The 12,714-nt window shown below is 36.1% G+C and carries 15 protein-coding genes; 3 read left to right on the top strand and 12 right to left on the bottom strand.

All coding sequences use genetic code 11. The features are described from left to right. Nucleotides 1–136: 136 nt before the first annotated feature. From IEU81_RS03370 to IEU81_RS03395, 6 genes are all read right to left on the bottom strand, one after another. Complete coding sequence (locus IEU81_RS03370) at nt 137–997, bottom strand: accessory Sec system protein Asp2 (protein WP_186090294.1); 861 nt, start codon at nt 995–997, stop codon at nt 137–139. Between the two features lie 1,224 nt (nt 998–2,221). Beyond that, nucleotides 2,222–2,986: a heparinase II/III domain-containing protein gene (locus IEU81_RS03375; RefSeq protein WP_186090296.1), complete on the bottom strand. Its 765-nt coding sequence runs from the start codon at nt 2,984–2,986 to the stop codon at nt 2,222–2,224. Next, nucleotides 2,929–3,783, bottom strand: a complete 855-nt coding sequence (locus tag IEU81_RS03380) for a heparinase II/III family protein (protein WP_186090297.1) — start codon at nt 3,781–3,783, stop codon at nt 2,929–2,931. Before IEU81_RS03380 ends, IEU81_RS03375 begins: the two co-directional genes overlap by 58 nt. A 75-nt stretch (nt 3,784–3,858) precedes the next feature. Further along, nucleotides 3,859–5,112 (bottom strand): nucleotide sugar dehydrogenase, encoded by a 1,254-nt coding sequence (locus tag IEU81_RS03385; protein WP_186090299.1) that lies wholly within the window; start codon nt 5,110–5,112, stop codon nt 3,859–3,861. A 31-nt stretch (nt 5,113–5,143) separates the two neighbouring features. Then, nucleotides 5,144–5,773, bottom strand: a complete 630-nt coding sequence (locus IEU81_RS03390; protein WP_186090300.1) for a ParA family protein — start codon at nt 5,771–5,773, stop codon at nt 5,144–5,146. A gap of 10 nt (nt 5,774–5,783) precedes the next feature. After that, nucleotides 5,784–6,305, bottom strand: coding sequence for a hypothetical protein (locus IEU81_RS03395; RefSeq protein ID WP_186090302.1), 522 nt, complete (start codon nt 6,303–6,305; stop codon nt 5,784–5,786). A gap of 92 nt (nt 6,306–6,397) precedes the next feature. On the opposite strand from IEU81_RS03395, the gene IEU81_RS03400 reads away from it, so the two are divergent. Together IEU81_RS03400 and IEU81_RS03405 are read left to right on the top strand one after the other, a co-directional pair. Then, nucleotides 6,398–7,072, top strand: a complete 675-nt coding sequence (locus tag IEU81_RS03400) for a DUF6270 domain-containing protein (protein WP_186090304.1) — start codon at nt 6,398–6,400, stop codon at nt 7,070–7,072. Next, nucleotides 7,069–7,359, top strand: coding sequence for a hypothetical protein (locus tag IEU81_RS03405; RefSeq protein WP_186090306.1), 291 nt, complete (start codon nt 7,069–7,071; stop codon nt 7,357–7,359). Before IEU81_RS03400 ends, IEU81_RS03405 begins: the two co-directional genes overlap by 4 nt. Before the next feature lie 302 nt (nt 7,360–7,661). Here IEU81_RS03405 and IEU81_RS03410 read toward each other — a convergent pair whose 3' ends face one another. From IEU81_RS03410 to IEU81_RS10970, 3 genes are read right to left on the bottom strand one after another with little or no spacing between them, the layout of a single operon-like run. Then, entirely contained in the window at nt 7,662–8,924 is a 1,263-nt protein-coding gene (locus tag IEU81_RS03410) for a methionine gamma-lyase family protein (RefSeq protein ID WP_186090307.1), read from the bottom strand. Beyond that, on the bottom strand, nt 8,908–9,693 hold the full coding sequence (gene hflX, locus IEU81_RS10965; protein ID WP_308807832.1) for a GTPase HflX: 786 nt from the start codon (nt 9,691–9,693) through the stop codon (nt 8,908–8,910). Before hflX ends, IEU81_RS03410 begins: the two co-directional genes overlap by 17 nt. Continuing rightward, entirely contained in the window at nt 9,618–10,106 is a 489-nt protein-coding gene (locus tag IEU81_RS10970) for an HflX-like GTP-binding protein (protein ID WP_231957161.1), read from the bottom strand. The genes hflX and IEU81_RS10970 overlap by 76 nt, the downstream gene beginning before the upstream one ends. 118 nt (nt 10,107–10,224) lie before the next feature. On the opposite strand from IEU81_RS10970, the gene IEU81_RS03420 reads away from it, so the two are divergent. Further along, nucleotides 10,225–10,710, top strand: a complete 486-nt coding sequence (locus tag IEU81_RS03420) for a glutathione peroxidase (protein WP_092595469.1) — start codon at nt 10,225–10,227, stop codon at nt 10,708–10,710. A 33-nt stretch (nt 10,711–10,743) separates the two neighbouring features. Here IEU81_RS03420 and hfq read toward each other — a convergent pair whose 3' ends face one another. The 3 genes from hfq to IEU81_RS03435 are packed head-to-tail and all read right to left on the bottom strand — an operon-like array spanning nt 10,744 to nt 12,712. Further along, nucleotides 10,744–10,932 carry an RNA chaperone Hfq gene (gene hfq, locus IEU81_RS03425; RefSeq protein WP_092595467.1) on the bottom strand — a complete coding sequence of 63 codons (189 nt, stop codon included), beginning with the start codon at nt 10,930–10,932 and terminating at the stop codon, nt 10,744–10,746. Then, nucleotides 10,933–11,841 (bottom strand): tRNA (adenosine(37)-N6)-dimethylallyltransferase MiaA, encoded by a 909-nt coding sequence (gene miaA / locus IEU81_RS03430; protein ID WP_186090311.1) that lies wholly within the window; start codon nt 11,839–11,841, stop codon nt 10,933–10,935. It abuts the gene before it with no gap. Beyond that, complete coding sequence (locus IEU81_RS03435) at nt 11,828–12,712, bottom strand: alpha/beta fold hydrolase (RefSeq protein ID WP_186090312.1); 885 nt, start codon at nt 12,710–12,712, stop codon at nt 11,828–11,830. Before IEU81_RS03435 ends, miaA begins: the two co-directional genes overlap by 14 nt. Between the last annotated feature and the right edge of the window lie 2 nt (nt 12,713–12,714).

Here is a 12,714-nt window from a genome sequence, read left to right on the forward strand (position 1 = left end):
TAAAATTAGTGTAAATAAAAACCGTGAGACTAATAAATGATATGCCCCTGTAGTAGACACTTAAAAAATAAACTATTTTACGGGGAGTATGTCATTGTCGTGTGGGCACAAAACACTATATCGTTTTTTTACCTGACTACTTGACGGGCAGCAGTTTAAACATCTCACGGCTTTTTTTAATTTTATAGTCATCCCTTAACACTTTTTCCGCATAAATAGGGAAGAATTCCCCAACTAAACTATGATTGGAGTAATTCCCCAAATCCAGTTCATATGTTGCTTTTCTTGTCAGTGTGAGATAATCTAAAAAATGAATCGCATGCTTAGAATATCTCGGTTCTCCTTTCCCAACATGATAAAAAATATGTGGTCTACTCTTACATTTATCAATTGCGTTAAAAATTAAAGAATCAATTAATAGAAGACTACTATTATCATATTCACCCGCTAAATGTTTAATCAACTTTTTTCCTTTTGCTGTATGTCTATGAATCCTACCTAGATATATTGTAGGTGATCCAACTAATGCACTCCCAAAATTATATTTAAAAGTAAAATATAGCGCAGCAAAGCCACCTTTACTAGAACCAAATAAAATTGTATCTTCTTTTTCTATGTTCAATTTTTCCATGACGCTTCTAATCAAATTAATGATTTTAACCTCGTAATTATTATTCCCATTATAATATGAGCATGTCGTTGGCCCAGTCAAAATATTTTCATCCGATAAATAAAGGATATTTGCTTTGTATTCCTGGAATACTTTAAAATAATTAAATCTATTGTTTTCAATAGAACTTGAAAATACTATAATAAGCTTCTTTGAGTCTGTCTGTTCAAACAAAGAATAACTGAGTTCATTTTCTATATCATAAGTTATTGGAAATATATTTTTCTTAGATATAATTTCCCACTTATTCTGTTCCTTTTCATAGAATGCATAGGAATAATTATAATGAGTTTCTAAGTGATAAGAATCAAGGTTAATTTCTTCCAAGTTATTATAATTACTTTAGATACAATAGTTTTATTAGTATCATTATTTATCAATTGGAACTTTAATTGAGATTCACTAATTGGAACTTTAACATTTATTTTAGTAAGTTTCGTATCCATTATTTGATTTCTCCATTTATCTCTCTTCTAGTTTTTCACAATCATTTCTATGACAAAAAAATTCACTTTTAAAATACCTCTTTTAGACTGTACTCATCTAGACGAAATTGATTTAGTCAGCAAGAAAATATTTAGATTCGGAAATTCCGTATTTATTCTGTTTTTATAAAATAGAATAGATTACCGTACTCGACTATCCTGCTATTTTCCACTAACTTTTTGTAGCTAATTTTCCATGTTTGATAGTTTTCATCCTTCCGCACTACACGATATTCAAATGGAGTTGTTTGAAAAATGGATTTATTCCGATCTTTCATTCTTTTCAAAATTTTTGTGCCCTCAGGCTTATCGAGAAATAGAATAGAAATTTCCTCAAAAATATTTATGTATCCGAATAGAGTTACCCATTAGTATATGTGAATACTTGAGGGTATTATTTCTCACACGTTTAATTATTAAAAATGTGCTCCTTTAACTACTACATGAGCATCACTATACATTAAAATGTAATAACTACCTTCCAAATAATTAGAACTATAAATATTATCATCAATTTTAGTAATATAAAAATATCTAGTAGAAGCCACCCCTAAATTCAAATATTCACCTAGTTTCATTTGGTTCGCACAATATCTAAATTTCACTTCTAAACTTGGGTATCTTAATTGTAAAATTTTAATTTCATTTTCGCTTAATTAAAATCATGTGTCATTATTATTGCTTCTATCTCTACAAACTCTTGATCCATCAATACCTTCAAAATACTATTAATATTCTGTTGACGTATAATCGATATAATGCAACTAATATTTTATTGATAATGAAAGTTTGCTTGGAATAAATCAAAAAAATAACCTTCTAAATTAATATATTTAGGAAATACAATGATACATATAGAATTTTTACGATAACTCTTTCTTTGCTCTTTAATAACTAAACGATTTAAATATTTTTCATTGATTATAAAAGTACCTAAAAAAGAAGCTATAAAAAGAGTTTGTTGGCATATAATGCTATCATGTTGTCTTAGTTCTAAAGAATATATCTTTGATTTCTCTATAACATGGATATGCGTTACTTACTACTAAAAATTTATCCCTCATTGCTAGACTCCTCTATTTAATTTACTGTATTGTAAAATAATAATTTTCTTCTTCAAAACTGATTTTAATTTCTTTTTTTCTATTTTGATATTTATATTTTCAAACTCCTTACTAACTATTAAATTGACATGCCGTGAATCAGTTCCTCTTGATTCTATAATTAATTTATTCGTTTTTGTAATTTTATTGAACTTATATGATATCCAATTATCATGTTTATTTGATTTATCTAACATGTTTATATTATTAAACAAACTTTTAAATATTAATCCTGGTTCATCTATGGAATAAGTTTTATCATTAATATGATTAATTGTTATATCAGGATTAAATATAAAGTTAGAAACAAATGTTTCATCTTTTTGAGTATGAAATTGATCAATAATAATTAAAGTTTTAAACTTTTTAAGATAAATAACATTTCTATTTATACTATATATATCAGTAATATTTGTAGCGTTTAAATGAAGTGTTTCTTGTGTATTTTCATGTATACTAGTAGCAAACTTATTTTTTTTAAGCGAGCTTCCTTGATGCTGTTTTATAAATGGAACATTATAGGCACTTTCAGATATTATATATTTTCTAATCTCACTTTGGTAATCATAATTATACTTTCCAGAGTCAACTAATATCTCTGTATTATTTACGTAATATAGTATACCTAATAAATCTTCATGTTTATGGGTATGTTTCAAGAAATTATTCTTCATGTATAGCCAATACTCTTGGTTTTGAAATACAAAAATACCACTTTCATAATCCATGACTTCTGTATAATTTTTTTATTAATAAATTTTGTTAATGACGTATCACCCACCATGGGCAGATTTTCATTCGGCATCATTAACTTAGATAAATAACTTTTTGAATTTTTAATAATCTCTAAAATCTCATATGATAATTTAATGTCTAGCTGATTTAAAACTTCTTGGACCTGAGATATTATATTTAAACTTAACTGGTGGTATTCGGGTGAGTTCTCCAAATGAATTCCTTGACTGGAAAAATCTCTTTTAATGAATTGATTAAATCTTGATATAGCTATAGACTCAGCTTCCTTTCTCATTTCTTCATCAGGATGATAGTAAGCTAAAATTAATAATGATCTATCCATCATTAATCCGTGGTTGTTGAGTTTATAATTATTATTATCCAATAAATAGTTTAAATGCTTATCTAAAATCTCATTGTACAGATTGTAATCATATTCTACCTCGGTCGTTTCAAAATAGTAGATAAAGTTCAAAACTCTTTCAGCTACTGAGTGCTCATTCCAAGCATTGCTATTATTCTCATTAGCACTCCACCAATTTTTAATAATTTTATAAGTCAATAAATCATATTTATTATTTACATTCCTTGCAAAGTATGTAAGATCCTTAACAATCAACAAGGAATGGAAGTAAACTAACACTGTCTTGTTTCCAATACTACTATCCGTCCAGCTATCATTCCTATCGATATAAGGTAAATTGGGCTTAATGTACAATTGTTTGTTTTCCAGAAATGAATGTATTCTCTCCTTATACTTAGAATTTATTTTTATAATATTAGTTATCATCTCTTACCTCTACTTCTTAATAAATAAATAAATAAATAGCAATACAGATTAACTGTATTGCTATTTATATTTATACTAGAATTTTTGAATATTACCGTAGTTGTAGTATTGAACTTCAGAGAAATTATTCGGTACTACATTCTTCGTATCAAAAATTACTTTGTCTTTCATTGTTTCAAAATCGTTATCTGTTAAGATTTTGAACTCACTGTGGTCGCTTAATACTAATACTAATGAAGAATCAGTCACTGCAGACTTCATATCCTTCTCAACAAAGTCCATCTTCACATGCGGATCGTAAGTATTTACTTCCAGTCCTTCTTCTTTACGAAGCAGTTCGTAAATATCAAACGCCGGTGATTCACGAATATCATCCACATCACCTTTATATGTTAAACCGAAAACAGTCACTTTGTTGCCGTTCAGTTTAGACAGCATTTTTTTAGTAATGCTTACTACATATTCAGGCATAGACACGTTGATTGATCTTGATAACTGAATTAATGGAGATTCTTCCGGTGCTTCAGCAATGATGAAGTAAGGGTCTACAGCCAGGCAGTGCCCTCCGACACCAGGTCCCGGTGTATGCAAATTAACGCGCGGATGCTTGTTAGCCATTTCAATTACTTCATGAACGTTAATATCAAGACGGTTACAAATCATAGCAAGTTCGTTCGCTAGTGCAATATTCACGTCGCGATAAGTATTCTCCATCAATTTAGACATTTCCGCTGTCTTAGCGTTTGTCTCAATCATTTCACCCTGTACAAATGTACCGTACACTTTTTTACCTGCTTCAACACACTGAGGCGTCATACCGCCGATAATACGGTTGTTGTACACAAGTTCTTCCATAATTTGACCGGGCAGTACACGTTCCGGACAGTGGACTAAGAAAATGTCTTCCCCGATTTTAAAGCCCTGTTCTTCAAGGTAAGGCGCAACGTGGTCGTCCATCGTACGCGGTGCTATTGTTGATTCTACGATAACAGTATCACCTTTTTTAAGTAATGGAACAATCGATTTAACGCCGCTCATTACAATAGAGATATCTGCTGATTTATGTTCATCATTATTGTTTGGTGTAGGAACCGCAATAATATATGCATCTGCTTCTTCTGCAGTCGTAGACGCTCTGAATTTGCCTGTTTCAAGTACTTCCTCAAGCGCTTCCTGCAATCCAGGTTCTTCGATATGAATGGTTCCTCCATTCAGCATATCTACTGCTTCCTGTTTAATATCGACACCCAGTACATCAACGCCGTGTTTTGCAAACATAATTGATGTCGGCAAGCCGATATAACCTAATCCTATTGTTGTTAGTCTCACTCTGAAAACACCCTACCTTTTCTTATATAAATTACTCTGCTTTTCTTACTATACCAAAACTTTTTACATTAAAAAGGTTAATTTTTTGTAAATAGTGATTTAACTCCTGTCTGTCGTTCTTTTTAGCACTTATAACGGTCACTGCACTGTCAGCAAGTTCTAAAAAAGCACCGTAATTTTCACACTCTTCAAAAGGCGGACCGATAAGGAAAATATGGTCATAATAGCTTTTCAGCGGGCTTAATTTCGACAGTACATTGTGGTCGCTGAACTTAGCCATCAATTCCTCTTCATCCATTTCTTCAACATGAATAATATCGAGTTTTTCAAAGGCTGAATGGTTGATTGCTTCACTTAAAAACATCGAATTTCTTAAAGTCGTAAACAAGTTCGGTTTTGCTTTTGAATGGATATACTCTTCCACTGCCTCAGTGCTTCTGCTGTCGAGATTAACAACCAGCACCTTATCTTTTAATTCCGTGAGTATATAAGCAATATGCATCGCAGCATCAGTCACTGCCATTCTCTTATTTACAGAAGAGAATATGGTTTTGTTATTGGGATTGTCGTGATTTTCATTTCTTATTGCTATAGCTGTATCATACAGCTTGTTAATTATATCTTCGTCAAAGTTATTGAATCTGTCTTCCGTTTCGCTCATAGTCTCACTCCTAGAAAGTACCGAGGGTTCTTTCACCAAGATAGTGCTCGATATCTTCTTCAGTACTTATATTTCTATTACTAAGCGCTGTCACAATACCGATGCCGGCACCGATTAACAGCGACAGTAAAATGATCATTATTTTTAAAGCGTCATTTTGTGTCTCATAGACATTCAGAGCAGTGCTGTCAATTGTTATAGCACCTTCTTCTGCCAGCATATCCATAGCCTGAGCTTGAATGGAATTGTAATTAATTCCCGGTTCAGTCGTAATTGTCAGATGTAAAATGTCAGATCCCGACTGGCCGTCTGCAGCGGCTACAAGAATATTATCCGATGCCTTGTTCACAGTTTCGTTAAACTGAATATTTAAATTTGCAATCGTATTTGGTTCGAGCCCGCTTTCTAAGGTATAATATTCTTCGTACGTTGTACTCATCGGCGGTATGAAGAAATTAACAGCTGTACCTACTACTCCGAGTGCCAATGTCCATATGATAATATTAAGTAAATTTTTCTTGAAAAAATACATACGCCGTCTCCTTGTCAGTGATTCATCTTATATTATACTATTAAGGTGGCGAAATAGAAAACATTCTACGAAAAATACCAAGGAGCATTTTTATGAAAATCGATATTATCGGCAGCCAGTTTGCCGGCCGTTTAACAGAATTCAGAAGTTTCCCATATGATGTAAATAATTTCGTGACTGGCCAGAGTTTCCTGTCACTCTTATCCAAGCCTTACCCTGCTGCAATGAAAGACCTCAACACATCGGACATCGTTAAAATCTCAACTGCGCACAGAGACTTGAACAAGGCGAATTTAAACAAGCTGCAGGAATCCCGGGCTGAAGTTTTAATGGTTGATCTCTTGAGCGAAATGAATACGCTTGTCAAATATAACGGCTCTTATTTCAACAGACAGTCCTTCGAGCTGCTCGACGAGGCAGTGGATTATGAAGAAGTCCGTAAAATTGAACAATTCAAGGCGCTGAAACAGCATTTAAATAAAATACTTGAACTGACATCCTTTTATAAACAGGTCATCCTAATAGACGTGTTTCCGAACAATGAACACGATGATTTCATTGCCGGCATCTATGAACTCCTGTACAACAGCATTGACAATAAGCTTGTACTGAGTGCTGATAACAAAGGCGTAACTGACATGCTGGATGCCCCATTGAAATATACGAGGGCCTCGTCCAGCAGCTCAGAAAATTCAACTCTGACAACTACGAAAACCAGCTTCTGTTCGACGAAAAACTGGAAGATAATATTCTTTCTGTCTATATGAACTATATTGAACCGAGATACTATATATATGAACTTTATAAAGACGGAAAGCCGTATAAGAAATCTCACCGTACCGATTCAAGATACTGTCAGTTTATACTGGATGAGCCAGGGGAATACCGTATTCGAGTGACTGCTGAAAGTGACAAAGCCAAACCGAGATTTTCTGAAACCTATGTCTACAAACCATTGACTGCCGGCAAAGAGAGTCCGGACTCTGAATATTTCGACGCGGCGTTTATACAGCCTGAAATAAAGCTGAAGGCAAAAATACCCGTTATCAGGTAAACCAGGAAGGGTACGTTCTGCACATCGCCCCGGTCCCCCCTTAGGCCGAGTCCGAATATCACATAGAAGACTCCGACCTGGGCTGCCGGCATCAGTATCGCCCACAGTATTCCCAAATAGTGATTTGCGTATTGTGCTTTTATATTGTATAAACTTAACTTCCATATTAATGGGAGGTTCTCAAAGTTCTCTTTTAACAAAGCAAAGACATTTTTCATTATGTAAGCTCCAATTTATAATTTCGAAATTAATTATACGCTTAATTTAAATAAGTGTCACTACACAATAGCGACACTTATTCTTTATAGCTCTATCATATTCTTCTCAGAGAGTTCAGTCAAAGACATTTCGAGCGCATATTTCACGTGTTCGATATGCAGCCCGCCCTGGGCATACACTGTGTACGGCGCTCTGATCGGTCCGTCTGCCGACAGTTCAAGAGAAGCACCTTGCACAAAGGTTCCCGCAGCCATAATAACAGGATTCTGATAGCCCGGGATTAAATCCGGAATCGGCATGAAGCGCGCATTTACCGGACTTGCTTTTTGAATCATCTGAGTGAATGTTATCATTTCTTCTTCATTATTAAACGATACACTCTGAATTAAGTCTGTGCGCGGTTCAGTATATCTTGGTGATGGTTTCATATTGAGCTGTTCAAAGATATAACTCATCATTAAAGCGCCGTTAATTGATTCCATCACAGTATGCGGTGCCATAAAGAAGCCCTGATACATATCAGTCAGAGCATTTAAGCTTGCCCCCATCTCTTTGCCGACACCAGGTACAGTCAGGCGGTAGCTGACACGTTCAATAAGTTTTTCTTTCCCTGCAACGTAGCCGCCCATTTTTGCGAGTCCGCCGCCCGGGTTTTTAATTAATGATCCCGCCATAATATCCGCACCCGCTTCAAGCGGTTCTCTCTCCTCGGCAAATTCACCGTAGCAGTTATCCACGAAAATAATGACTTCCGGATGTTTTTCTTTAATTACTTTAATTATTTCTTCTATTTCATTAATATTCATCGATTTACGCGATGAATATCCTCTCGAGCGCTGGATACCGACAATTTTAGTATTTTTATTAATACTGTTTAAAATTGTCTCAACATCAAACTGATCATCTTTCAGATCAACTGTATTAAAAGTGACACCCATTTCCATCAGACTGCCGACATCGTCCGCGCTGCTGCCGATAACTTTCTCAAGTGTATCGTACGGAGTTCCTGTAATATACAGCAGCTCATCACCATGTTTTAAGAGGCTTAACAGCACCAGGCTGATTGCATGTGTCCCCGAAATAATCTGTGTCCGCACTAAAGCATCTTCTGCTTTAAAGACATCTCTGTATATCTCTTCAAGCTTATCGCGGCCGACGTCATCATAGCCGTATCCTGTCGTGCCGCTAAAGTCGCTTTCTGTGACTGAATGCTCAGTAAAAGCACTCATCACCTTTTTAAAGTTCTTATAGGCAATATTTTTATTTTCTTTAAAGTACGGCTGCAGCGCGTCTTCTGCCTGCTGCATTAAGTCTGTTATTTTCGCTTCATTATTCACTTCTGTCATCCTTCTCTGTTATGCGTTCTGAAAAATTACCCTCGGGTTCAAATCCGGTTATATTTACTTTTTCTTCATCCAAATCCACATTTTCAACGATCGTTTGGCGTTTTAATCTGTACAGCTTATCTTGTCTCGCCAGCGGTATCGTCGTTTCATACGCTTTAAAATGTTTGGTCATAAACGTTTCGATATCCATTAAAATATCTTGAGCCGCCATATTTATATTTACAAAATGATGCGGGGCTGCAGGCAGCAGTCTTTTCTCATCATTCAAGTCCGTCTTATTAAATAAGACCAGCTGCGGTATTTCTTTCATATTTAGTGAATCGATCAAGTCGAGCACCGTATCATACTGGTTTAGAATATCCGGTGCATTATTATCGATCACGTGAATAATAAAATCGCTGTCCGCCGCTTCTTCCAGTGTTGATTTAAAACTTTCTACTAAAGTTGTCGGCAGTTTTTGAATAAAACCGACCGTATCTGAAATAATACATTGAAAACCTGACGGCAGCACCATTTCACGTGTCAGCGGATCGAGTGTTGCAAACAATTTATCTTCCTGCAGTGTTCCTGCATTCGTCAGCGTGTTAAACAAAGTCGACTTGCCCGCATTGGTATAACCGATTAAAGAACATTTGGTGACTTGGTTCGATCGGCGCTTGTCACGGTATCTCAGCCGATGACTTTCGACGACTTTTAACTGTCTTTTAATATCGCTGATTCTTGAATTAATATGTCTCCGGTCTTCCCTATGCCTGCCCCTAAACGAGATAAATTAATCCCCTGCCCTTTTAATCGCGGCACTAAATATTCCAGCTGTGCAAGTTCCACTTGCAGTTTACCTGCTTTCGACTGTGCTCTTAAACTGAATATATCTAAAATGACCTGAGTCCTGTCTATCACACTAGTATCCAGCAGGTTTTCTATGGCTCTATTTTGACTGGCCAAAATTTCATCATTGACGATGGCATAGTCAATATCTTCATACTGCATTTTGACTTCTTCTAAAAAGCCGCTGCCCACGTAGCTTTTTCTGTCGATCGATGTCCGGTTCTGGATATGCGTACCGATAATTTCTATTCCTATCGATTCAGCCAGCTCCTTAAGCTCACGGACTTCCGACGCCACATCTTTATTTTGTACAGTGTTCGTCGCAAGGATTATCCCTGTATGTGTCATATTCATGACATGCGCCTCCAATTTTCTTGTTTATTATTACAATATCATGTTTATCGCATATTAATAAGGCTATATTATAATAACAAATAGTATGTATAGTGATACGGAAAGGAGGATCATAATTATGAAAACTACATTTTATGATCTCTCAGCAGAAGACGCGGATGGTAAACAAATTAATATGCAGGACTTAAAAGGCAAGGTCATACTTATTGTAAATACAGCAAGTGAGTGCGGCTTCAGCGGCCAGCTGAAGGAACTTGAAAAACTGTATAAAGAATATCATAATATCGGCCTCGAAATCCTTGCATTTCCATCAAATAACTTTATGAATCAAGAACCCTGCTCAGCAACAGAAGCCCGGGATGTTTACGGCGAACAGCACGGTGTCTCATTTAATATAATGGAAAAGATCGATGTTAAAGGCGATAATATACATCCCTTGTTTAAATATTTAACAGAAGGAAAATCAGGTTTAATTACTAATTCCGTTAAATGGAACTTCACTAAGTTTTTAGTTACACGTGAAGGTGTAGTCGCTAAACGCTTCCCGCCTCAAAAATCTCCGCTCGATATTGAAAATGATATTAAAAAATATTTAGCGGGTTAAACATGAAAGACCGGACAGCCGTCCGGTCTCTTTTTATGCACGTACAAATGTACTGATTGCATGCTTATATATAATTTGAACTTTCCCCTCTGAATCCAGCTCAACTACATATTTATCAAAGTCGTTGATTTTCCCCTGCAGCTGGAAACCGTTCATTAAAAACACGGTAATCTCCTGTCCTGACTCTTTGTACTCCCCTAAAAACGAATCTTGCAAATTCATTTAATTCTCCCCTTTTGTTTGTAAGAATTGATATATATCCCGAAAGATTATATCTGTACTTGCATACGTGATATCATACCAGTGCACATCCAGCTGATTGCGGAAAAACGTCAGCTGACGTTTTGCATATTGCCGCGAGTGTGCCTGAATGCGTTCCATTACGTCAGTTAATGCCGCTTCCCCTTTGAAGTACGGCAAGAACTCCTTGTAACCGATCGCCTGAGCTGCTGTCTTAGACAGCCCTTCTTTTTGAAGTGCTGCGACTTCTTCTAAAAGCCCTGAATCAAACATTTCAGCCACCCGCTGGTTAATTCTGTCATATATCACACTTCTGTCAGCACTTAGGCCTACTAAGAATGTATCATATTCCTTCTTTTGTGTATACGCTTTCTTTTCTGTTATATCAAGCTTTTCCTTGACCAGCTGTCTCACAATTCTCTTTTTGTTATTCGGGTGAATATCCGTATCCGGCTGAATTTTTAAAAGTTTACTGTACAGTTCTTCCTGTGAATATTTTTCAAATTCATGCGTTAACCGCTCGATATCTTCCTGGTCCTCATCATTAAACTGATAGCCGTCGATCAGCGCTTTAATATAATGACCGGTACCGCCAGCAATTAACACCCGCTTATTTCTGGACTCAATATCTTTAACCAGCGCTTTCACTTGATTTTGAAAGTCCGACACAGAAAATGTCTCGTCAGGATTTAAAATATCGATTAAATGATGCGGTACACCGTCCATTTCCTCAGCGGTTATTTTTCCCGTGCCGATATCCATGCCTTTATACACCTGCATTGAATCCCCGCTAATAATTTCTGCGTTAAATTCTTTTGCAATTTTAATCGATAACGCCGTTTTACCGATGGCAGTCGGCCCGACTAATATAAGTAATTTACTTTTCTGCATAGTGTTCCACCCATTTTACAATGTTCGAGAATACGCTGCCTCTATTTTCTTCAAACAATACTTCATGTCTGGCATTCGGTACCAATTCTAATTTCACATCGTTAAATTGACGCGATAAACGCCAGTTCAATACTTCAAAGTCTCTGCCGAAATGTGAAAAGGGATCATCGGCACCACCAATTAAATAGTACGGAATATCTTTATATTTCTTAATTGTTTTAACTGAATCAGCATGACGGATATGTTTCAGAATTTCAGCCAGTGCTTTAACGCTCATGGACTGGCCGGCATGAGGGTCCGCATTATATTGAAGGACGTGATGTTCATCTGCTGACAGCCAGCGGTTTTTCACTGATCCTTTAAAATTGCCGTCGTAGCCGAAAAATGCCAGTTTGTTCACAAGCTTTGATTTACTTGAAGGAATGATCTGTGCAAGCGTCTGCATGAAAATGTTCGCGACAGTATCACTTAAGGCGACTTTACTGCCGGTCCCAACGATGACAGCGCCGTCGTATATATCCTCTTCAAGCAGACATCTCAATAAGATTGAGCCCATAGAATGCCCCAGGCCGATATGCGGTATATCTGCCGGCATGGACTTGCTGACCACTTTTGCATCATCCATTAACTCTCTGAAGGATGAAAAATGCCCCAAATTTTTTGATTTTTCATCTGAACCGTGCCCTCTGTGATTATGGATCACACAGTGAATATCGTTTAGCGCGAGATAAGTTAAAAATTCTTTGTAGCGGTCTTTATGCTCTGCCATGCCGTGCAGCACTTGAACACTCGCTTTGGGATGTTCCGGTACATAGTGCGTCACTGCAATACTTCGATCTTTGTTCCTCATCGTGCGGTGAATAATCTTCAATG

The organism is Jeotgalicoccus aerolatus (genome assembly GCF_014635205.1).
Taxonomy (GTDB): domain Bacteria; phylum Bacillota; class Bacilli; order Staphylococcales; family Salinicoccaceae; genus Jeotgalicoccus; species Jeotgalicoccus aerolatus.

Excerpts from the sequence above, each read along its gene's own strand:
- IEU81_RS03420 (WP_092595469.1), top strand. The coding sequence starts at position 10,225 with ATGAAAACTACATTTTATGATCTCTCAGCAGAAGACGCGGATGGTAAA.
- IEU81_RS03405 (WP_186090306.1), top strand. The coding sequence starts at position 7,069 with ATGAACTATATTGAACCGAGATACTATATATATGAACTTTATAAAGAC.
- IEU81_RS03400 (WP_186090304.1), top strand. The coding sequence starts at position 6,398 with ATGAAAATCGATATTATCGGCAGCCAGTTTGCCGGCCGTTTAACAGAA.
- IEU81_RS03390 (WP_186090300.1), bottom strand. The coding sequence starts at position 5,773 with ATGAGCGAAACGGAAGACAGATTCAATAACTTTGACGAAGATATAATT.
- miaA (WP_186090311.1), bottom strand. The coding sequence starts at position 11,841 with ATGCAGAAAAGTAAATTACTTATATTAGTCGGGCCGACTGCCATCGGT.
- hfq (WP_092595467.1), bottom strand. The coding sequence starts at position 10,932 with ATGAATTTGCAAGATTCGTTTTTAGGGGAGTACAAAGAGTCAGGACAG.
- IEU81_RS03410 (WP_186090307.1), bottom strand. The coding sequence starts at position 8,924 with ATGACAGAAGTGAATAATGAAGCGAAAATAACAGACTTAATGCAGCAG.
- IEU81_RS03375 (WP_186090296.1), bottom strand. The coding sequence starts at position 2,986 with ATGGATTATGAAAGTGGTATTTTTGTATTTCAAAACCAAGAGTATTGG.
- IEU81_RS03380 (WP_186090297.1), bottom strand. The coding sequence starts at position 3,783 with ATGATAACTAATATTATAAAAATAAATTCTAAGTATAAGGAGAGAATA.
- IEU81_RS10970 (WP_231957161.1), bottom strand. The coding sequence starts at position 10,106 with ATGAATATGACACATACAGGGATAATCCTTGCGACGAACACTGTACAA.
- IEU81_RS03395 (WP_186090302.1), bottom strand. The coding sequence starts at position 6,305 with ATGTATTTTTTCAAGAAAAATTTACTTAATATTATCATATGGACATTG.